15 protein-coding genes and 2 pseudogenes are annotated in these 20515 nt (G+C 41.8%); 7 read left to right on the forward strand and 10 right to left on the reverse strand.

Annotation, left to right across the window (positions count from 1 at the left end):
* Positions 1-320 precede the first annotated feature (320 nt).
* The 3 genes from HX743_RS06020 to trxA form a co-directional block, all read right to left on the reverse strand.
* Positions 321-620: a hypothetical protein gene (locus HX743_RS06020; protein WP_178318761.1), complete on the reverse strand. Its 300-nt coding sequence runs from the start codon at positions 618-620 to the stop codon at positions 321-323.
* Between the two features lie 421 nt (positions 621-1041).
* Positions 1042-2310: a transcription termination factor Rho gene (gene rho / locus HX743_RS06025; RefSeq protein WP_004975162.1), complete on the reverse strand. Its 1269-nt coding sequence runs from the start codon at positions 2308-2310 to the stop codon at positions 1042-1044.
* 333 nt (positions 2311-2643) lie between these two features.
* The gene (trxA, locus tag HX743_RS06030; protein WP_178318762.1) at positions 2644-2970 is read right to left on the reverse strand and encodes a thioredoxin; all 327 of its coding nucleotides are present in this window, start codon (positions 2968-2970) and stop codon (positions 2644-2646) included.
* Between the two features lie 271 nt (positions 2971-3241).
* On the opposite strand from trxA, the gene ppx reads away from it, so the two are divergent.
* The 5 genes from ppx to HX743_RS06055 are packed head-to-tail and all read left to right on the forward strand — an operon-like array spanning position 3242 to position 8369.
* Complete coding sequence (ppx, locus tag HX743_RS06035) at positions 3242-4762, forward strand: exopolyphosphatase (RefSeq protein ID WP_019838190.1); 1521 nt, start codon at positions 3242-3244, stop codon at positions 4760-4762.
* A 32-nt stretch (positions 4763-4794) separates the two neighbouring features.
* Entirely contained in the window at positions 4795-5616 is an 822-nt protein-coding gene (locus tag HX743_RS06040) for an acetyl-CoA carboxylase carboxyltransferase subunit alpha (RefSeq protein WP_004975170.1), read from the forward strand.
* Complete coding sequence (tilS, locus tag HX743_RS06045) at positions 5553-6899, forward strand: tRNA lysidine(34) synthetase TilS (protein WP_104852453.1); 1347 nt, start codon at positions 5553-5555, stop codon at positions 6897-6899. Before HX743_RS06040 ends, tilS begins: the two co-directional genes overlap by 64 nt.
* Before the next feature lie 30 nt (positions 6900-6929).
* Positions 6930-7757 (forward strand): pyrroline-5-carboxylate reductase, encoded by an 828-nt coding sequence (gene proC, locus HX743_RS06050; protein WP_096902428.1) that lies wholly within the window; start codon positions 6930-6932, stop codon positions 7755-7757.
* Positions 7758-7799: 42 nt separating this feature from the next.
* A complete protein-coding gene (locus HX743_RS06055; protein WP_004975174.1) occupies positions 7800-8369 on the forward strand; it encodes a YggT family protein in 570 nt (189 codons plus the stop codon).
* A 162-nt stretch (positions 8370-8531) separates the two neighbouring features.
* Here the strand turns inward: HX743_RS06055 and polA are convergent, their stop codons facing one another.
* On the reverse strand, positions 8532-11291 hold the full coding sequence (polA, locus tag HX743_RS06060; protein ID WP_178318763.1) for a DNA polymerase I: 2760 nt from the start codon (positions 11289-11291) through the stop codon (positions 8532-8534).
* A gap of 182 nt (positions 11292-11473) precedes the next feature.
* On the opposite strand from polA, the gene HX743_RS06065 reads away from it, so the two are divergent.
* Positions 11474-14485 (forward strand): DUF2339 domain-containing protein, encoded by a 3012-nt coding sequence (locus tag HX743_RS06065; protein ID WP_178318764.1) that lies wholly within the window; start codon positions 11474-11476, stop codon positions 14483-14485.
* A 48-nt stretch (positions 14486-14533) separates the two neighbouring features.
* On the opposite strand, the gene HX743_RS06070 is transcribed toward HX743_RS06065, so the two are convergent.
* Positions 14534-15457 carry a mechanosensitive ion channel family protein gene (locus tag HX743_RS06070; protein WP_096902425.1) on the reverse strand — a complete coding sequence of 308 codons (924 nt, stop codon included), beginning with the start codon at positions 15455-15457 and terminating at the stop codon, positions 14534-14536.
* Positions 15458-15466: 9 nt separating this feature from the next.
* Complete coding sequence (locus HX743_RS06075) at positions 15467-16288, reverse strand: hypothetical protein (protein ID WP_004975182.1); 822 nt, start codon at positions 16286-16288, stop codon at positions 15467-15469.
* Between the two features lie 102 nt (positions 16289-16390).
* Between HX743_RS06075 and gspE the strand changes: the two genes are divergently transcribed.
* Positions 16391-17878, forward strand: a complete 1488-nt coding sequence (gene gspE, locus HX743_RS06080) for a type II secretion system ATPase GspE (protein ID WP_178318765.1) — start codon at positions 16391-16393, stop codon at positions 17876-17878.
* Between the two features lie 76 nt (positions 17879-17954).
* On the opposite strand, the gene HX743_RS06085 is transcribed toward gspE, so the two are convergent.
* The 4 genes and pseudogenes from HX743_RS06085 to HX743_RS06100 all read right to left on the reverse strand — a co-directional run.
* Complete coding sequence (locus tag HX743_RS06085; RefSeq protein WP_104852448.1) at positions 17955-19046, reverse strand: hypothetical protein; 1092 nt, start codon at positions 19044-19046, stop codon at positions 17955-17957.
* A 133-nt stretch (positions 19047-19179) separates the two neighbouring features.
* Positions 19180-19443: pseudogene (locus HX743_RS06090) on the reverse strand (Ohr family peroxiredoxin); the annotation flags it as partial.
* A 75-nt stretch (positions 19444-19518) separates the two neighbouring features.
* Positions 19519-20292 (reverse strand): IS21-like element ISAba8 family helper ATPase IstB, encoded by a 774-nt coding sequence (gene istB / locus HX743_RS06095; protein ID WP_178318766.1) that lies wholly within the window; start codon positions 20290-20292, stop codon positions 19519-19521.
* Positions 20292-20515 (reverse strand): annotated as a pseudogene (locus HX743_RS06100) (IS21 family transposase); the annotation flags it as partial. The pseudogene HX743_RS06100 and the gene istB, both read right to left, overlap by 1 nt.

Below are 20515 nucleotides of genomic sequence, written 5' to 3' on the forward strand. Positions count from 1 at the left end.
TTAGCAAGACATAGTGATTGATCTTGCAATTGAGAGACTTGAATCAAACTATGGATATGAATGAAAACACTGTAGAGCTGAACAAGACGCTACCTAAGAATTGAGCGTGGAGATGAGAAACCAAAAGGTTATATCGAAATAAATGCCGAATGGGGTTAAGTGTTTTGGTTAAATGCTTTTATATGCTGAATCATCTACTTGAAAAAGATGGATTGAGCGATTTGGAGATATTGTGCTGAGTAAAATAAATTTTAGACAAAATATTCAGAAATAAAAAAGAGAGCCATCGGCTCTCTTTTTGTACTGCATAATCGTATCGATTATTGAGCAGCAGCTTCAGAAGCAGCAGCAGCAGCGTCTACAGCAGCGTCAGCAGCATCAGTTGCAGCAGCAGCAGCAGTGTCAGCAGCATCAGCAGCAGCGTCTACAGCAACTTCAGCGTCAGAAGCAACTTCAACAGCAGCAGCGTCAGCAGCAGCTTCAGCTTCAGATGCAGCTACAACAGCTTCAGATGCAGCAGCGTTAGCGTCAGCAGCAGCTTCTTCAGTTTTTTTAGCACAACCAACGAAAGCTAAAGTAGTAGCAACTGCAGCAGCAATAGCGATTTTTTTGAATAACATGGCATCACTCTCTAAAATATGAGATTAAAAAAAACCGAAGTTAGTCTGTTGTATGCTTTTATTATTCCTAAATTTTGTTAGGCACTAACAACGCAGGCGCAGTCTAACTGGTCTGCGAATATGCTATCACTGCGCTTTTTGAATTGCTACTAGGTTGATTGAAAAAAAGGCAAAAAAACGCGAAAAATACCTGCGTTTTTAACAGAAAATAACAATTAATTTGGCATTTTAGATTGGAGAGTTGCGCGTTAACTGGCTAAAAACTAAAAGGTTTTTACTAAATATTTTTTTATAATCATTTACTTAAAAATAAGTTTACATATACCACGTGCAATTGTGTCTTTATGTAAATTTTGTCAACCAAATAAAAAAGCCATCGTTATAAGATGACTTTTTTAGGTGTTCTAATATTTATAGCAGTTTAATTGGCAGCTTTACGTTTCATTTGATCAAAGAAATCGTCATTGGTTTTGGTTTCTTTCATGCGATCAAGCAAGAATTCCATTGCCGCCAATTCATCTTGAGTGTGTAACAATTTACGTAAAATCCAAACCTTACGTAGATTATCTTCACTCATTAAACGCTCTTCACGACGCGTGCCTGATTTCTTGATGTTCATGGCAGGGAAAACACGTTTTTCTGCAATACGACGGTCTAAGGTAATCTCTTGGTTGCCTGTACCTTTAAACTCTTCGTAAATCACTTCATCCATTTTACTGCCTGTTTCAATCAGTGCAGTTGAAATAATGGTTAGAGAACCACCTTCTTCAATATTACGTGCAGCACCAAAGAAACGTTTTGGACGTTCTAGAGCATGTGCATCTACACCGCCCGTTAAAACTTTGCCTGAAGATGGTACAACGGTGTTATAGGCACGAGCCAAACGGGTAATTGAATCAAGTAAGATCACGACATCTTTTTTGTGCTCAACCAAACGTTTGGCTTTTTCAATCACCATTTCAGCCACTTGAACGTGACGTGCAGGTGATTCATCAAAGGTTGATGCAATCACTTCACCGCGCACGGTGCGTTCCATTTCCGTCACTTCTTCAGGGCGTTCGTCAATCAGAAGGACGATTAAGAACACCTCAGGATTGTTGCGCACAATCGACTGGGCGATGTTTTGCAGCAACATGGTTTTACCCGCTTTAGGCGGAGCGACAATAATTGAACGCTGACCTTTACCAATTGGGGCAACCAAATCTACTACACGAGCAGTTAAGTCTTCAGTTGTTCCATTACCCAGCTCCATTACCAATTGTTCTGTTGGGAAAAGTGGAGTCAAGTTTTCAAATAAAATTTTATTACGTGAATTTTCAGGGGTGTCGTAGTTAATTTGGTTTACTTTAAGTAAAGCAAAATAACGTTCACCTTCTTTAGGTGGGCGAATGGTCCCTGTAATTGTGTCACCTGTTCGTAGGTTAAAGCGACGAATTTGTGAAGGGCTGACATAAATGTCATCTGGCCCAGCTAGGTATGAACCAGCAGCAGAGCGTAAGAAACCAAAACCATCAGAGAGAATTTCTAGAACGCCATCACCAAAAATCTCTTCACCATTCATGGCATGGCGCTTTAAGATGGCAAAAATAATGTCTTGCTTGCGGTTACGCGCCATTCCTTCAAGGCCCATAAACTCGGCAATCTTGATGAGTTCGCCAATCGGTTTTTTCTTGAGTTCGGTTAAATTCATAGAGGTTCTGATAGAATTAAAATTCTGAGGTACAGGTTAGAGAGGGAGCAACATTTAGCCGCATTCATACAATAAAATGAAAGCAATTGTATTTGCACAATAACGATTCAGAGCACTGATTCATTGTTTGATTGAAAAATGTGAAAAACAATTTCTGTTGCCGAGCGGCATTTTTGTGTTGTGTCTTTTCAGAAAGAGGATGAAAGATCCTGCGTTTCCTGAGCATGCAATATAAGAGAGAAACGTCTACTTGTCAATTTGTAGGCAAAAAAAATACGCCAACGCGTGGCGTATTTTTTTCATCATTACTAAATAGACGATGGATCAATCGACTTAGATATTTTCGTCAATAAATGCAGTTAATTTAGATTTAGGCGCTGCACCAACTTGCTGTGCAACCACTTCGCCATTTTTGAACATCAATAAAGCTGGAATATTGCGGATGTTATAGTTCACTGCAGTTTGTTCGCAAGAAGTCACATCAACCTTTACAATTTTAACTTTGCCTTCGTATTCGTTTGCAAGTACTTCAAGTACAGGTGCAATTGCTTTACATGGCGCACACCAGCCAGCCCAAAAGTCAACCAATACAGGAGTATCCGATTGAAGAACATCTGCTTCGAAGTTTGCATCAGTAGTGTTTACGATGTTGCCAGACATGGATTACGCTCCAAATAATTTATAAGATAGCTTTAATTAGTATTACATAGCCATCTTGAACAAAGTAGGGGAATGTGTGGATTTTCCATTCAAAATATAAATTTGTCTAATTGATCGTGACGATAACACTAAACGAAAATGCTAATTCTGTAACACAATTGTCATATATGCAGAAAATTTAAAGAGTCATTAAATTGTGCTGATAAATGGCTTTTAAATTAGGTTTATGTGAATTACTCTAGGCACAATTCTGTCTAGGTTTGTTTGAAGAATGTCTGATTTTTTAATTGATGAAGAGTTACTCGCAGCCATCGATATGGGGTCGAATAGTTTCCACTTGGCGATTGCACGGGTGGATCATGGTGAAGTAAAAAAAGTGGCATCAATGTCAGAAAAAGTACAGTTGGCTGCAGGTTTAGATGAAAATAAGAATTTGACCGAAGCAGCTCAACAACGAGGTTTGGCTTGTTTGGCGCGTTTTGTGGGGCGTTTAACTGCAGTACAGTCAAACCGTTTGCGTATTGTGGCAACCAACGCATTGCGTCAGGCCAAAAATGGACATGAGTTTATTCAAAAAGCCGCAGAAATTTTGCCTAAACCTATTGAAATTATTGCAGGGCGTGAAGAAGCCCGTTTAATTTATTTAGGTGTATCGCACACGATGGCGAATAGTGGGCGTCGTTTGGTGATTGATATTGGCGGTGGTTCGACAGAACTGATTATTGGCGAAGAGTTTGAGCCAATTCATACTGAATCTTTACAAATGGGTTGTGTGGCCTATACCCAAGCCTATTTTGCCGATGGTGAAATTAGCAAAAGTAGTTTTGAAAAAGCAGTAGTTGCAGCGCGTAAAGAGCTGTATTCGATTGCTAACACTTATAAAGAAGCAGGCTGGGATACGGTTGTAGGTTCAAGCGGTACAATTAAAGCCTGTCGTCAAATTACGGTAAATATGGGTTGGAGCAATGAGCAGGAAAATCTGACTCGTGAAGGTTTAGAAAAACTCAAAGACCGTTTGCTCAAGTTTAAACACGTATCAGAAATGGAATTTGATGGTCTAAAAGAAGACCGCCGAGCAGTTTTGCCAGCAGGTTTGGCCATTTTATATGCCGTATTTGATGTATTAGATATCGATAAATTGGTGTATTCCGATGGTGCCTTGCGTGAAGGCGTAATGTATGACTTGTTAGGACGTTTCCAGCATGAAGACATTCGTGATCGCAGTGTACAGGCCTTAATGGGACGTTATAACTCAGACCCGAAACAGGCTGGACGCGTGGTCAAAACTGCGCAACATTTGTTTGATAGTGTGGCAGAACCATTAAAACTAAATAATGAAGATAGTGACTTATTGCGACGTGCTGCGTACCTGCATGAAATTGGTTTAGCCATCAGTCACAGCAGTTATCATCGTCACGGTGCATATTTATTGCAACATTCGGACATTCCCGGTTTCTCACAAATTGACCAAAACTATCTCTCGCATTTGGTCGGCAACCATCGTCGAAAGTTGCGCCAAGACGCGAAAACAGAAGCACTGAAAGCGGGTGGCAATAAAATTGTTTACTTAAGTTTGTTGCTTCGCCTTGCAGTTTTGGTCAACGCAAGTCGTAGCGATGCGATGCTTCCTGCCATTGAATTAAGCATCCGCAATGCGCAACAATGGCAGCTCAGCGTGTCGGGTGATGCCAAACAATGGCCATTGCTTGTCGCTGAATTGCACGATGAACAAGTGCAATTCAAGAATTGGGACATTGAATTGAATATTCAGTCGGAACAATTTGTCGATTAAGATTTGGTTAATTTAGGGATAACAGTCGACTTATGAAAAAAGCTGCTCAATCTAAAGCATGGAAAACCGTGCAAATTGCACGTCATCCTGAACGTCCGCAATTTCTAGACTATGTGGGTGAAATTTTCACTGAATTTGATGCCTTACATGGCGATCGTTTATTTGGTGATGATGGTGCAATGATCGGTGGATTGGCACGCTTTGATGGTCAGCCTGTCATGGTGATAGGTCAACATCGTGGTCGCAGTACCCGCGAAAAATTACAACACAACTTCGGGATGTGTAATCCAGAAGGCTACCGTAAGGCACAGCGTCTTATGGATATGGCAGAGCGTTTTAATCTGCCAGTTTTCACTTTTGTTGATACGATGGGTGCATACCCAGGTGTAGGTGCAGAGGAACGTGGTCAGGCAGAAGCGATTGCGACCAGCTTAGCGCAATTGTCGAACTTAAAAGTACCTGTAATTGCTACAGTATTGGGCGAAGGTGGTTCAGGCGGTGCGTTGGGTATTGGCGTGGCTGACCGTGTGGTAATGTTGTCACACAGTATTTACTCTGTTATTTCACCAGAAGGTTGTGCGTCTATTCTGTGGAAAACTGCAGAAAAAGCCGAACAAGCCAGTGAAGCATTGGCATTGACTGCAGAAAAACTGCAAAAGATTGGTATTGTAGAATACGTGGTTGATGAAGGTGAGGGTGCGCATTTAAACCCTGAACAAGTCATGCACAGTCTGAAAAATGTGTTAAAAGAAGCTTTGGATGAATTGCAAGCGATGGATGCAACACAACGATGCGAAGAACGTTACCAGCGTTTAATGAAGTTTGGCAGCGACAATTTAGGTCTAGCGTCTTAAGCCAATTACAGGCTTTTTCTGCACAGACAAAATTTTTAATCGGATGTAGTGGCGGCATGGATTCCATGCTGCTACTGCATCTTTTGTCGTTTTTGTGCCCTGAAAAAGTACGCGCGATTTATATTGATCACCAATTGCAAAGTCCAAGCGCAGCGTGGGGCACATTGGTGCAAGCCACCTGCCAAAATTTAAATGTGCCGTGTGTGCTGCAAAAAGTCAGTGTGTCTGAGGGTAATTTAGAAAATCAGGCACGTCAGGCGCGTTATCAGGCCTATATGCAGCACTTAGATAGCAACGAAGTTCTAGTATTGGCGCATCATCAGCAAGATCAGGCAGAAACCGTATTGCTGCGTTTGTTTTCAGGCGCAGGTGTGCAAGGACTTGCTGCCATGCAAGCTGTCGATGTGCGTGATGACATCAGTATTTGGCGTCCGTTATTGGATATTTCGCGTGAGCAGATTTGCCAATGGAGTGCTGAATTAAAGCTCGATTATGTGCAAGACCCAAGCAATCAGGATGTGCATTATGACCGAGCTTGGGCAAGAGAAATATTGTGGCCTGTCGTGCAACAGCGTTTTCCTAAAATGCAGCAAGCTGTGACGCGTACTGCAAACTTGATGCAAGATACTGAAAACATTTTGGCAGAAGTTTTGGCGCAGGATTTAGCTGCATGTGGCACAGACTCGCAGTTGAATTTAATTCAGTTACAACAATTGTCTTTGTCACGGCAACGTCAGCTATTATCGGCATGGATGAAAGGACAGGCACAATATCGCCCAAGTTTTGATATGGTCGAACGCTTGCAACGTGAGGTGATTCAAGCCAAAGCCGATGCACAAGCGGCATTACATTGTCAGGATTATTATTATCTGCGTTATCAGCAACAATTATTTCGTTTGCCGAAAGCGGAGTATTTAGCTGCAGAACATTTTGAGGCAGAAGAACAAGTGTTATGTTTGCAGGCAGATCAGACTTTTCAAGTGTGGTCTGGCTGTTATCAACTGCAACAAGCCAAAGTCGGTTTATCTGCAACTTTGCTGAATCGTCCGTTAACTTTACGGCCACGTTTGGGTGGTGAAAAAATTCATTTGTATGGTCGGGTGGGCACATGGCCACTGAAAAAAGCCATTCAGGAAGCACAAATTTTTCCGTGGACGCGTCATACAATTCAAATATTAAGCCTAGATAATGTTATGCTAGGCGTTTTTAGCCCCAAAGGCTTTTGGCTTGCACAGTCGGACTATTGTGTCGCAGATGGATGGCAACCGAATTTAGTCTCTTAACGACAAAGAACTCAACGAAGAGCGTGAATCATGAGTGCAGTATTGAATTGTAATATTAGTTTCATTGGCGGTGGCAACATGGCGCAAGCCTTGATTGGTGGTTTGATTGCCAGAGGTTTGCCGCCAACCCGTATTACAGTTTCAGACCCTGTAGAACAAGTGCGTGAATTATTAAAAGAAAAAGATGTGCATGTCACTGAGGATAATTTGGCCGCGATTGCAGATGCAGATATTGTGGTATTTGCAGTCAAACCACAGGTTTTGGCACAAGTATTGCGTCCATTGCACGGTCAGTTTGAAGATAAACTGGTGATTTCGATTGTTGCGGGCGCAGAAATTGCCACGATTTCTGAGTTATTACGTACAGAACGTGTAGTGCGGGTAATGCCAAATACGCCTGCTTTGGTGCAAACAGGTGCACATGGTTTGTATGCAACCGAACAGGTCAATAGCACTGACCGTGAATTGGCAAGTCAGGTTTTGGCAGCGACAGGTTTAACTATTTGGGTAAACTCTGAGGCGCAAATTGATGCTGTGACTGCAGTATCTGGTTCAGGGCCAGCATATTTCTTCTATTTGATGGAAAGTATGATTCGTGCAGGCAAGAACTTAGGTTTAGATGAAAAAGTGGCGACAGCACTGACGTTACAAACTGCTTTGGGTGCAGCACAAATGGCAATTACCAGCTCGAATACACCTGCAGAATTACGCAAAAATGTAACTTCACCAAATGGCACGACCCAAGCGGCAATTGAAGTGTTTGATCATGCGCAAATTTCACAAAATATTCAGGCGGCATTGGCTGCTGCTAAAACGCGTAGTCAAGAATTAGCGCAAGAGTTGAGTGATAGTATTTAATTATTGAAAAACAATGAATTTAAATTTTAGGAAAGTTTAAGTATGGGTGCAAATTCTGCGCTAATTTTTGGCATTATCATTAACGTAGCGATTTTGCTCGTATTCTTCCGTTTCTTAATGCAATTGGCAGCGGTGAGTCCTTATAACCCTGTGGTGCTTTCAACCATTAAAGCCACCAAAATTGTAGATGTATTTGGACGTATTTTTCCAACGGTTGGCAAAGGTCGAGTTAACTCTGCAGCCTTGGCTTTGTTGGTGGTGTTGTATCTACTCAAAATTTTTGGTGTTATGTATCTCAATGGTGCGATGCCGAATAGTCCAATTCACTTACTGATTCTGACTTTTGTGACCATGATTCAGGATTTAATCCGTTTCTGTCGTTATTTGATTTTTGCCACCATTATTTTGAGTTGGGTGGTGATGTTTACTCAATCTCGTGGCCCGTATATTGAGGTGATTCAAGAGTTGGCAGAGCCGTTATTAGCACCATTTCGTCGTTTATTGCCGAACATGGGCATGATTGATTTGTCGCCAATTATTGCATTTTTGGCTTTATATATCGCTGAAATTATTATGAATCAGGTAGCGATTGTATTGCTGACAGGCTTATAAGTCGCATTATCCTAAAACATTAAAAAGGACTCAAATCGAGTCCTTTTTTTGTAGTTTAAGTTTGGGCTGACGACGTTAATGAGTCTTCAGAAATACAAATAACCTGCATCCTGACCTCCTTCTAGGCGAAGGAAGGTGCTGAAAAAAGAGAGCGCAACGACTTTAGTGCGCTTCATCCCAGTTATTGCCTTTTCCGACTTCCACCACCAATGGTACAGAAATTTCCACCACAGATTGCATGACTTCTGCCAACTTCGGCGCGAGTTCATCTGCCGCATCTGCATCGACTTCAAATACCAATTCATCGTGTACTTGCAGCAACATTTTGGCTTGCGCTTGCGGTAACATTTTGTCGACTTCAATCATCGCCATTTTAATAATATCAGCTGCAGAGCCTTGTAATGGCGCGTTAATTGCCGCACGTTCTGCCGCTTTACGTACCATCATATTACGTGCAGCAATATCTGGCGTATAGAGGCGACGACCTAAAATAGTTTCTACAAAACCTTGTTCTAGCGCGACTTGGCGGGTACGTTGCATATATTCATAAATGCCCGGATAACGCTGGAAGTATTGCTTGATGTAGTTTTGTGATTCTTCACGGGTAAACCCAAGCTGACGAATTAAGCCAAATTCCGACATGCCGTAGAGCAGACCGAAGTTTACAGCTTTGGCCTGACGACGCTGATCTGAGGTTACGTCTTCTAAGGCAATACCCAAGACTTCTGCCGCAGTACGGCGGTGCACGTCTTGTCCATGGTTAAAGGCATCGAGTAGGGCATCATCTTGTGAAAAATGTGCCATTAAACGCAATTCGATTTGCGAGTAGTCGGCTGCCAACAACACGCGACCTTCAGGTGCGACAAAGGCTTTACGAATTTGACGACCAATTTCGGTACGAATTGGAATGTTTTGTAAGTTTGGATCAGTAGAAGATAAACGCCCTGTTGCAGTCAAAGCTTGGTGATAACTGGTATGCACTCGATGCGTATCGTTGTTGGCTTGTTTCAGTAAGCCATCGGTATAGGTGCTTTTGAGTTTAGATAAACCACGGTAGTCTAAAATTAAACTACTGATCGGATGCTCAATTTTTTCCAAAACACTTTCACTGGTACTGTATTGACCTGTTGCGGTTTTCTTGCCGCCTTTGAGTCCGAGTTTATCAAACAGGATTTCGCCCACTTGTTTAGGTGAGCTGACGTTAAAGTTTTCACCAGCCAATTCTACAATTTGATTTTCCAAATCCTGCATGGTCTGGGCAAAATCGACACCGAGTTGATCTAAAAATTGCAAATCAAGCTGAATGCCGTTTTCTTCCATACTGGTCAGTACTCGGGCAACAGGCATTTCAATGTTGTGCAAAATATTAACCAATTCAGGGTGTTTTTGCAGCTTCGCAGACAGCACTTCATATAAACGATAGGTGACATGTGCATCTTCGGCGGCATAATGTGCTGCTGTTTCAATTTCAATTTGATTGAAGGTTTTTTGCTTAACGCCTTTACCCGCAATTTGTTCATAAGATGTGGTCAAGTGACTTAAATATAAACGTGCCACATCATCCATGCCGTGACGTGTCGCCACTGAGTTAAGTACATAAGACGCCAACATGGTGTCAAAATACCAACCTTGTAAATGAATACCATGATTTTCAAGCACATGTGCATCATACTTTAAATGATGTCCAATTTTTTCTACGGCATTATTTTCTAAAATTGGTTTGATTTGCGCCAAAACCTGATCACGGTCGAGCTGCTGTGGTGCGCCTGCATAATCATGCGCTAAAGGCACGTAATAGGCATCTTTCGCATCAAACGCCACAGAAAAACCAACAATTTCCGCAATTCGATAATCCAGACTGGTGGTTTCCGTATCAAATGCGAAACGCTGTGCCGTATTCAGACGTTGCAGTAAGGCATCCCAGTGCTGTGCATCTAAAATGGTGTGATAGCTTGCAGAACCCAGTTGATCATCTACGCTACTTTGAGTGGCCTGATCTTCTGTCGCAATTTCACTGGTTGTCGGTGGTGTCACTGTTTTTGCCGCTTGCTGATAATTACGGTTGTTTGGATTATTTGGATGATCCAGCGATTGCAGCTGATTACGGAACTCAAGTTCGGTATATAAATTACGTAAGGCTTCGACATCTGGTTCTTGTAGTTTTAGATCGGCATAACCAAAGTTCAGATCAAGGTCACAAACAATGCTGGCGAGTTGATGATCTAGCGCGATGCCATCGGCATTGTCTTTAATATTTTGTCCGACTTTGCCTTTAATATGATCGACATTTTCTAAAATCGCACCAATCGAGCCATATTCGGTCAGTAGTTTTGCAGCAGTTTTGGCGCCAATGCCGGGCACGCCCATAATACCATCGGAAGCATCACCCATGAGGGTCAGATAATCAATAATTTGATGCGGCCATACGCCAAACTTGTCAAATACAGCCTGAATATCCATTGGCTTTTCTTTGAAGCTGTCTTCAAGGGTAACTTTTTCAGTCACCAACTGCGCCATGTCTTTATCGCCCGTAGAAATCAGTACTTGCTGTCCTTCGGCTTCGGCACGTTTGGCTAAAGTTCCAATAATATCATCGGCTTCTGCGCCTGGTAGCATGTAAAGTGGAATACCCAAAGCACGAATTAAAGCATGTAAGTATGGAATTTGCTGAGAAAGTTCCTCAGGCATACTTGGGCGGTCACCTTTATAAATTGGCGATAGTTCGTGACGGAAAGTCGGCTCAGGCGTATCAAAAATTACCGCCATGTGAGTAGGCTGAGTACGACGCATCAACTTTTGAATCGCAGAGATCGCGCCACGAATAGCATTGGTATGTAAACCAGTTGACGTGGTTAATGGTGGTAGTGCGTGAAAGGCACGAAATAGAAAATATGAGCCATCGACCAAGACAAATGGTGGCATGGATTGATTCCTTCTGCAAATAAGCAGTTTATTGTACGTGATTTTTGCAGTTGTCGCAGAAACTGATTTTTACGGCAAGTGTTGCAGACGCACAGTTACCGAATTGCTGATGAATCCTGATTCAGAATCGTGCTGTCTGTTGTATGATCGGAGCCATGACAATATCAATAAAATGAAGAGCAATGCAGACAGGGCAGAATGAAATTCGAATCATTTGGTTCATGCTATTAATCATAATTTCAATTGGCGCATGGTGGCTCGGTGTGCCGATGCTGAGTTATATCTGTGCAGTTGCTGCGGTGGTCAGCGTGATGTTTTTTGTGGGACGAGTGCAGAACTCACTGGAACAGGTTGTGGATGCACAGTCACAAGTACAACGCCAAAGCTCTAAAACTCCTTTATATATCGCCGCTTATATTGCTTTTTTAGGAATATTGCTGGATTGGTATTTACTGACATCTATTGCTTTAAGTGCATGGATTTTTATGTTGTTGCGATGGTTGCAGCGTTTGGAGCAAGGACTGTATCAATTACAGCAATTACAAAGTGCCGCTAAGCTTCAGGCGCATGCTCAAAAGAGCTATCCTCAAAAGACCAATGCTCAAGAGAAAAAGGTTCAAACGCAATTCGCAGAGCATATTTTAGCCAATACATCTGAAGTTGATGCAAGTCTTTCATCAGTTAAGGCAAATGTGGATGATGGTGTTATATCAACCGCTTCTCAACCTGAAACCATCGCTATTCAATCTGATTCCACATTATCGAGCGAGCCGAATTCTGTTCGGGAACAAGCAGCTCAAGTTTCTTATCCATATCAAGACCAAGAGTATCTACATCAAGAATATTCAGCTCCAGATTTAGCCAAATCCTCAAGGTCTGTTGCACCTTTTGCAACTCAGTCGCGCTCATCAAGTAACAGTTTATTGCAACAAGCTCAATCATGGCTGATACATGGTAATCCTGTATTAAAAGCAGCAATTGTAGTGTTACTCATAGGCGTGGTGTTACTGCTACGTTTTGCTACTGAACATTGGCAATTTAGTTTGGCAGTGAAACTTTTGTTCGTTGCTGGCGTGAGTGCAGCAGTGACAGTATTCGGTTATCTGTTACGCAACAAAAATCGCAGCTTTGCTTTGGGTGTGCAAGGTTTGGGGTTGGCTGGGCTGTGTCTGACCTTATTTTTTGCCTATTACAATTTGGTCATTCCAAATTTAGCTATCGCCAGTCTGTGTTTTATTGTGGTGATGTTGCTCACGCTCTGGCTGAGTTTAAAACAACAATCAGTCGAACTTGCCCTCATGGCAATGCTGATTGCGTATTTCGCACCGTTTACTTTACCTGTTCGTAATGCAACAGCCATTGAATTTATTGCCTATTATTTGCTGATTAATATTTCGGTTGCCATTTTAAGTAGTTTACGTCCGTGGAAATATTTAAATCAAATTGCGTTTTTAATGACGGTTGTGGTGGGTGGCAGCTATGCCTTTTATCATGGTTATATCTTTGAACGGCAGGTGCTAACGCTTTTAGTTTTGGCGCATGCGGCTATTTTTATTTGGTTGGGTTTTCGCTTTAGTCAGCTTTTGGCACAGGAAGATGTCGCCACGTTTCAGCTGAAACCTATTTTAGACCTTGCCTTGATTTTTGGCGCACCCATTGTCGGTTATGCCTGTTTATATCTGATGTATTTTGAAGAAACAGCAGAGCAGGCAGCCTTTAGTTTGTTATTTGCGGTGGTTTTTGCAGGTTTGTATTGGCTGACCAAACAGCATCGGCAGACACAATTTATTGCACAAAGTTATTTCAGTTTGATGCTGATTTTTAGTGTGTTGATTCCACCTATTTTACTGCCTGAACAATGGAGTGTCATTGGTTGGGCATTACAAGGCGTGGCTGTGTTTATTTTTGCCTTTATTCAATATTCTAAAATTAGCCGTTATTTGGCACTAGGTTTGTTTGCCGTAGCGGGCTTATCTGGGCTGTATTATTTAGTAGAGTTGCCTTATTTCGAGCGCAGTATTTATTGGGTACTGAGCCTAAGTTATGCCACGGTTGTGGTGTTTTCCAACAGCCGTGCAGCTTTCAGACAACAACTGAGCACAGCAACCACGAGCGTACTGTGTTTAATGATGTTGTCTGCAACCAGTTTATGGCTATGGTTAGGTTTAGATTACTTTGATGGAGAACTTGCAACCGTACAGACGCTTTTGGCGGTGGTGGTCATTTATTTACTTATCAACGAAGTACTACTTTCTCGTCAAGCGACATGGTCATGGCTATTGCCCAAATGGTTAGGTCTAACGCCAGTTTCGCTCACTGCAGCAGGTTTATTATTCAGCCGTAGCTATGATGGAGCGGTGCATTGGGTTTCGGGTACTGAACGTCTGCTATTTGCCTTGTTTGCAGGCGTGCTCAGTGTGTTGTGGTTGCGTCCTTTATGGACTGTCCGCAGCGACAAAGAATGGCTGAGTTTAGGACTATTACCCATTTTGGCGATGGCGAGTTTAACGCTGTTACCACAGCATCCGTATAGCAGCGTGGTGATTTTACCATTGCTCTTTGCGGCGTGGTGTTGGTGGCAACAACCGGATTCAGATTGGCGCAAATTTTGGTATGCGCGTAGCAATTTAATCTTCATGTTGATGTGGATGCTATGTTCACAACTGTTGACTGAACACGAATTTTACGGCTATGTACTGCCTATTTTGAATCCATTTGATTTGGTTAGTATAGCCATGTTGGTGGCTATTTTGTGGATGTTGAATCTGCAACGCAAAACCCATTTAGACCAAGGCTTGGCAGCGGTAATTATGGTCTTGAGTTTACTGTGGCTAAGTAGTTATGTGCTATTACGTGCCTTACATCTGTATTTGGGAACGCCAATCAACCAAATTGCTGTTTGGCAAGATGCCACTGTGCAGCTCAGTTTGACCTTGCTTTGGGTGAGTTTGGCTTGTATCGCCATGTGGATTGCCAGTCTGAAACAATTACGTGCCTTGTGGATTTTAGGCAGCAGTATTTTGGTGATTGTGACCTTAAAATTGGTGCTTTTAGATTTATCTAATATTGGAACTTTAATGCGCGTGCTGTCATTCTTTGCTGCAGGTTTAGGTATGCTACTGATTGCATATATTGCCCCAATTCCTGAGACAGATCTCGTAAAAAACAACACTTCGCCGTCTTCCAAAGCTTGAGCAGATCCTCAAGTTTAGTTAGAGGCAAAGTGTCGAAGACTGAAACGATTACTTTAAGTCAGGTTCTCGTTTCAGTGCTTGGGCATTGGCATATTGATCAAGTTCTTCATTATTTAAAGGGCGCGATAAAGGATGATCAACAAAACCCATTTTGGGTACAGGAATTTCGATTTGGTTGTCTAGGAAACCATTACGGATACGTTCCTGCATTTCATCACGTACCTTTAAAAAGTTTTCTTGCTGACACCACACCGCAAACAACAATTCAATTGAAGATTCACGGAAAGCTGTAACTGTCACCGCGGGTTTAGGGTCAGACAGCACGAGCGGATATTGATTGGCGACACTGAGCAACACTTCACGCACTTTAATAATATCTTCGTGAAAATTAATCGCGAGGGTAATGGGCACACGTCGGATTGGAAACTTGGACAAGTTATGCACGGGTGCACGAATCAATTGTTCATTGGGTAAACGCACATAAATATTGTCTTGGGTCAGCAATTTAACTGAAAGTAAGTCAATTGAGATCACTTCACCTTCAATGGTGTGTCCGCGAATCAGGGTGATTTGAATGGTATCGCCCACTTCAAAAGAACCTTCACCAATCAGGAACATACCACTAATTAAATTGGATGCCGAGGTTTGTGAGGCAAAACCCAAAGCCACGGTTAAAATACCCGCTGCACCTAAAAACACGCTGAGTTTAAAGCCTGCTTCTTTCAGGCTCGCCATCACAAACAGCAGGAAAATAAAGTAAAAAATCCCGCGTCGCCAAACTAAGCGTTGATGCGCATTAAAACGTGCGCCAATAGTGCGTACAAAAGTATTGGAAACAAAACGTGCAATTAAGAAACCAATCAAAGACAATACAATTGCGACCAAAATTTCGGTCAGACGATCTGTATTGATACTGGTAAAAATTCCTTTGAGGCTGTTGGTGATTTCTTTGGAAATATTGGAATCTGCCATAACATCCTCTTAGAAAAATGAATCAAACATATTAAATAAAGCACCTGCCGTTTCACGCGGTGGTTGCAAATAGGTCACTTCACCTGCATGTGGCGGGGTGCGATTTTCAATCCGAATTCGTGGCGGGCGGTCTAAACCTTCATGCATCACTTTAATTTGTGAAGTCCATAAACGACCTGTACTTTCGCTGAAAAATAAAGGCAGCGCAGGCACAGGCACATTCATTCGGTCAAAACGCAATTGTTGATTGCTGGTGTTGTGAAATTCAATCGGCGTGACGGCACGAAATGCACGTGGTTTGAGTTGATGTAATTCGGTACGGCCATCGACTGCTGTGGCATAGCAAATTTCACCTGTACGATGATTGGGGCCAAACCAAGTATCTTTCGGGCGAATAATCGGCAAATCAAAAATGGGTTCACGTTGACCATCGACAAAGGCAGACATCCACAACGGTGTGCTGATATACAAGGTGCCGCGTTGCCCCGCAGGAATATAAATTGGATCGACAGGTTTAATCACCACTGAACGGTCTGCCAAACGAGGCATGAGCTGTAATTTACTTTGTGTAGATTTGAACATATAGCGTTCAATTTTCACAGGTTGTGGAAAGGCAAATTCAGGATCATCAATGTTATGCCATTGCTGTTCATAATCGTATTGAACCTGCGGGCGATAATATTCCAAACGCCATTCTTGCATACCACGGGTCAAACGTACTAAGAGTGAGCCAAATTGCCACGTTTTAGGACGATTGAGCTCAAACTCATAGTCACCCCACCATTTTAATTTAGCCGAATCAGTTTCTGAAATCTCATGATTTTGTGACAATGGCCTATCCCTTTCTTGATAAATCAGCGAAAACAGACTTCACGCTGTCATACGCTTAGAGTACACTCAAATTAAATTTTTTCATCATTATTATAATCGCTGATGCAAGTACTGAAACAATTACAAATACCGTATAGCTTTGCCAAACGCCATGGGGTGTTAATTCGTTATGAGGGCGATCATGCCTTTATTGTACGTCGTGAAAATACGCCGATGCTTGCCATTCAGGAGGCGCGTCGTTTTTTGGGGCATCCTGCACAGCATCAACTTTGTAGCGATCAGGAATTTCACCAATTATTAAGCAGCAGTTTTGCAGGTGATACAGGCGAGTCGCAGCAAGTCGCTGCGGGATTGGAAGATCACCCTGACTTGCTTAGTTTGGCAGATTCAGTTCCTGAAGCAGAAGACCTGATGGATCAGGAAGATGATGCACCGATTGTACGTTTAATCAATGCTTTACTGTCTGAAGCGATTCGGGTTGGCGCATCGGATATTCATATCGAATCTTTTGAGAAAAAACTGTCAGTCCGTTTGCGGGTCGATGGTCAGTTGCGTGAAATCGTGCAACCGCGCCGTGAACTTGCGCCTTTATTGGTGTCACGTATTAAAGTCATGGCAAAACTGGATATTGCCGAAAAACGTATCCCTCAAGATGGTCGTATTTCGCTCAGACTAGCAGGTCGTGAGGTCGATGTACGTGTGTCAACGCTGCCATCTTCGCATGGTGAGCGGGTGGTAATGCGTTTGCTGGATAAGCAAGCAGGTCGTTTAAACATGACGCACTTGGGGCTGATGCAAAATGATTATGAGTGCTTAAAGCAACTGGTACATCGACCACACGGGATTATTTTGGTTACAGGGCCGACAGGTTCGGGTAAAACTACGACCTTATATGCAGCTTTGTCAGACCTGAATGACGGTTCTAAAAATATTTTGACTGCAGAAGACCCGATTGAATATCAACTTGAAGGGATTGGGCAAACACAGGTCAATACCAAAGTGGATATGACCTTCGCTCGTGCTTTAAAAGCCATGCTGCGCCAAGACCCAGATGTGGTGATGGTGGGGGAGATTCGTGACTTAGAAACCGCCGAAATTGCAGTGCAGGCTTCCTTAACTGGTCACTTGGTACTGTCTACCCTACATACCAATACGGCCATTGGTGCAGTCACCCGTTTAAAAGATATGGGCATCGAGCCGTTCTTGCTGTCAAGTTCATTAATTGGGGTGATCGCGCAGCGTTTAGTGCGCACCTTATGTTCGCACTGCGCCACATGGCATGCTGCAGATGACTTTGAACAAGAACTCTTTAAAAGTGTGACCGATGCAAGCGATTTAAAACTTCCGCAACCGAAAGGTTGTGAGCACTGTTCACATACCGGATTTATCGGGCGTACTGCCATTTATGAAATTGTCCCGGTCGATGATCAAATGCGCCGTCTAGTGCATGGCAATGCTGCGGAATATGAAATTGAAACCTATGCGCGTAAACAGTCGGGTTCTATTCGGGATGATGGTTTGCGCAAAGTGTTGGCCGGTAAAACCACATTGGAAGAAGTGCTTCGAGTCACCAATGAAGCGGCGGAGTAGAGAGTTTTTCTGTAATTTTTAAATATAAGATGTACTTATAAAGTGCATCTTATATTTTGGTAGGTATGAAATTAGCTTATTTTTCTAAAATCTCTTTTATTTCCATTTCTAATCTTTCATAGAATTGTTCTAAAGTCATATTCTTAAAAAATCTATTTCTATTTACATATGGCAAAGCTTCCTGCATCAATTGATTATATAAAGGATCATTAACATACTTTGCTAACACTAAACGTGAGATAGCACCTAGACCTGTGATATATTCTTTTTCATCTCCATGATTCAACCACTGATTTAAAGTTTCCAGATCTTTATGTTTTTCTTCATCATAAATTAAAAAATCATAAACTTGTTGTAACACGTGCTGCAATTGTTGTGGATCATTAAAATGAATTGCTTCCCCCTCTATTCCATGAATATTGGGTAAATACTGCAAGGTATGATCATCTATAAAATGTTGGCGTAGTATACGGATTGCTTTTTCTGATGAAATTTGAATATAACTTCCCAAAGCAATTTGGCTATATGCTAAAACATTTTTTTTACTTGAACATAGTATTAATATACCTTCATATATTTGATCATTAAAATCTCGATGATATATAGTTTCGTTAAATTGATTTTTTTTTCTCTGCTTTATAAAATTTAAAGATTCTTTATTTAAATCTAACCACTGATCTGCAAAAATACTGAGCTTCTCTTGTGTTTGTGGTATAGCTTTAAATTGTAATAACTGTTCTCTTGATACTGCTTCGACAGAGCTTAACATCTGTTCAATACTTTTCTGATCGGGGAAAATAACATCCCGACTAAAAAACACATAATGTTTTGCATCAAAAGCAACGAGATTATACTTACGTAGTGTATCAACCAATATTTTATAAAGGTATTTACTTTTTTCCTGTATATATTCGATGACAAAAACATTTGTAGAAAAATTAAAAAAGCCTTTTACATTACTAAAGAACTGGATAATTTCTTCATCAAAGTTTTCTGCAAGTTCAGGATTAGTCACAATACTTTCAACTTCAATGAGCCAATTTTTCAGATTTTCTGTAAAACCTAAATCTTGAGGATTGGTTGCAAAATATTCTGCCTGTTCTAATGTAGAAATTGTTGTTTGAAAATGATGCTGTTCAGCATCCCATACATAAAATAACGCAGACATTTCTTATAAACTCGGTTTTAATTATTCGTCTTATCTTATTTATGTTTGAAATATAAGGCAATATTTTTTATAAAATTTATTTTGATAATTTAGGAAGCTACCCTAAAACATTTTGTTTTAGGGTAGGAGTTCATCAGGTAATCGCATTTAACGTTACATTGATATTGCCACGTGTTGCATTGGAATAAGGGCAGACAATATGTGCAGCATCGACCAATTTCTGTGCCTCGCTTGCATCCATACCCTCAAGATGAATATTAAGCGTCACTTCAATACCAAATCCTGTTGGAATAGGGCCGATACCAACATCACCTTCAACATAGGCAGCAGGGGCAATCGAAATTTTATCTCGGTTAGACACAAATTTCATTGCACCTAAAAAACAGGCTGAATAACCATGTCAACGGCATTCTAAAATTGACCCCTTTTACCTTACAAATGGCAAAGTAAAATTGACCCCTTTGATCTCGTATTAAGTTTCAACCTGGGGTTGAATCCCAATTCTTTTTCTATCCTTCAAACGATAACTCTCACCCGATATTTGTACCACATGACAGTGATGTAATAGCCGATCTAACATCGCAGCGGTCAACGTGACATCATCCGCAAATGACTTAGACCATTGGCTAAAGGGTAAGTTACTCGTCAATATCGTACTGCCTTTTTCATAACGCTTGGCAATCACGTTAAAGAACAGATTCGCTTCTTCACGTCCAAATGGTAAATAACCAATTTCATCGATAATCAGTAACTTGGGTCCCAGTACCGCACGCTGCATATAGGTTTTCAATTTACCTTGCTGATAGGCTGTACTCAGTTGCAGCATGAGATCGGCGGCGGTAATAAACTTGGTTTTGACATTGTTCATGATGGCCTTATAGCCTAATGCCATAGATAAGTGCGTTTTTCCTACTCCGCTAGCCCCCAGAAACACCACATTTTCTGCTCTAGCAATAAAGCTCAGATTGAACAGTTCAATCACCTGTGATTTAGGGGCCCCTAGGGCATAATTAAAATCATAGTCTTCCAGGGTTTTGACTTGAGGCAGGCCTGAGAGTTTCATCAGTACCTGCTGGCTGCGCTGTTGCCTGGCAGCATATTCATGCGTCAAGATCGCTTCAACAAAGTCGGCATAACTTCCATCTTGACCTAATGTTTGTTGTGCATGATGTGACCATTGTGATGCGATGGCAGGCAGATTGAGCTTTTGGCAAAGTTGCTCTATACGGTCGTATTGCAGATTCATCAGGAAACTCCCAGCAACTGGTCATATACCGATAAGGGATGCTGCAAACTCTCGTAGGGCATGACATGCTGTGCTGCTGCAACAGGTACAGTGCTAGAACCTGTATCTGATTGCGGTAATGGCGTAAATTTTTGCTGCTCCTGTTGCAGTCGAACAGCCGGTTTTTCTTGCGTGGTGGCATGAATCCGCTGATTGGCGGTTTCATGCAGCCACCGGCCAATGT

The organism is Acinetobacter sp. Swhac1, from assembly GCF_013390985.1.
In the GTDB taxonomy this organism is placed as follows: Bacteria; Pseudomonadota; Gammaproteobacteria; order Pseudomonadales; family Moraxellaceae; genus Acinetobacter; species Acinetobacter towneri.

Coding starts and splice junctions, on each gene's coding strand:
- HX743_RS06020 (WP_178318761.1), bottom strand. CDS start 620: ATGTTATTCAAAAAAATCGCTATTGCTGCTGCAGTTGCTACTACTTTA.
- rho (WP_004975162.1), bottom strand. CDS start 2,310: ATGAATTTAACCGAACTCAAGAAAAAACCGATTGGCGAACTCATCAAG.
- trxA (WP_178318762.1), bottom strand. CDS start 2,970: ATGTCTGGCAACATCGTAAACACTACTGATGCAAACTTCGAAGCAGAT.
- ppx (WP_019838190.1), top strand. CDS start 3,242: ATGTCTGATTTTTTAATTGATGAAGAGTTACTCGCAGCCATCGATATG.
- HX743_RS06040 (WP_004975170.1), top strand. CDS start 4,795: ATGAAAAAAGCTGCTCAATCTAAAGCATGGAAAACCGTGCAAATTGCA.
- tilS (WP_104852453.1), top strand. CDS start 5,553: ATGCGAAGAACGTTACCAGCGTTTAATGAAGTTTGGCAGCGACAATTT.
- proC (WP_096902428.1), top strand. CDS start 6,930: ATGAGTGCAGTATTGAATTGTAATATTAGTTTCATTGGCGGTGGCAAC.
- HX743_RS06055 (WP_004975174.1), top strand. CDS start 7,800: ATGGGTGCAAATTCTGCGCTAATTTTTGGCATTATCATTAACGTAGCG.
- polA (WP_178318763.1), bottom strand. CDS start 11,291: ATGCCACCATTTGTCTTGGTCGATGGCTCATATTTTCTATTTCGTGCC.
- HX743_RS06065 (WP_178318764.1), top strand. CDS start 11,474: ATGCAGACAGGGCAGAATGAAATTCGAATCATTTGGTTCATGCTATTA.
- HX743_RS06070 (WP_096902425.1), bottom strand. CDS start 15,457: ATGGCAGATTCCAATATTTCCAAAGAAATCACCAACAGCCTCAAAGGA.
- gspE (WP_178318765.1), top strand. CDS start 16,391: ATGCAAGTACTGAAACAATTACAAATACCGTATAGCTTTGCCAAACGC.
- HX743_RS06085 (WP_104852448.1), bottom strand. CDS start 19,046: ATGTCTGCGTTATTTTATGTATGGGATGCTGAACAGCATCATTTTCAA.
- istB (WP_178318766.1), bottom strand. CDS start 20,292: ATGAATCTGCAATACGACCGTATAGAGCAACTTTGCCAAAAGCTCAAT.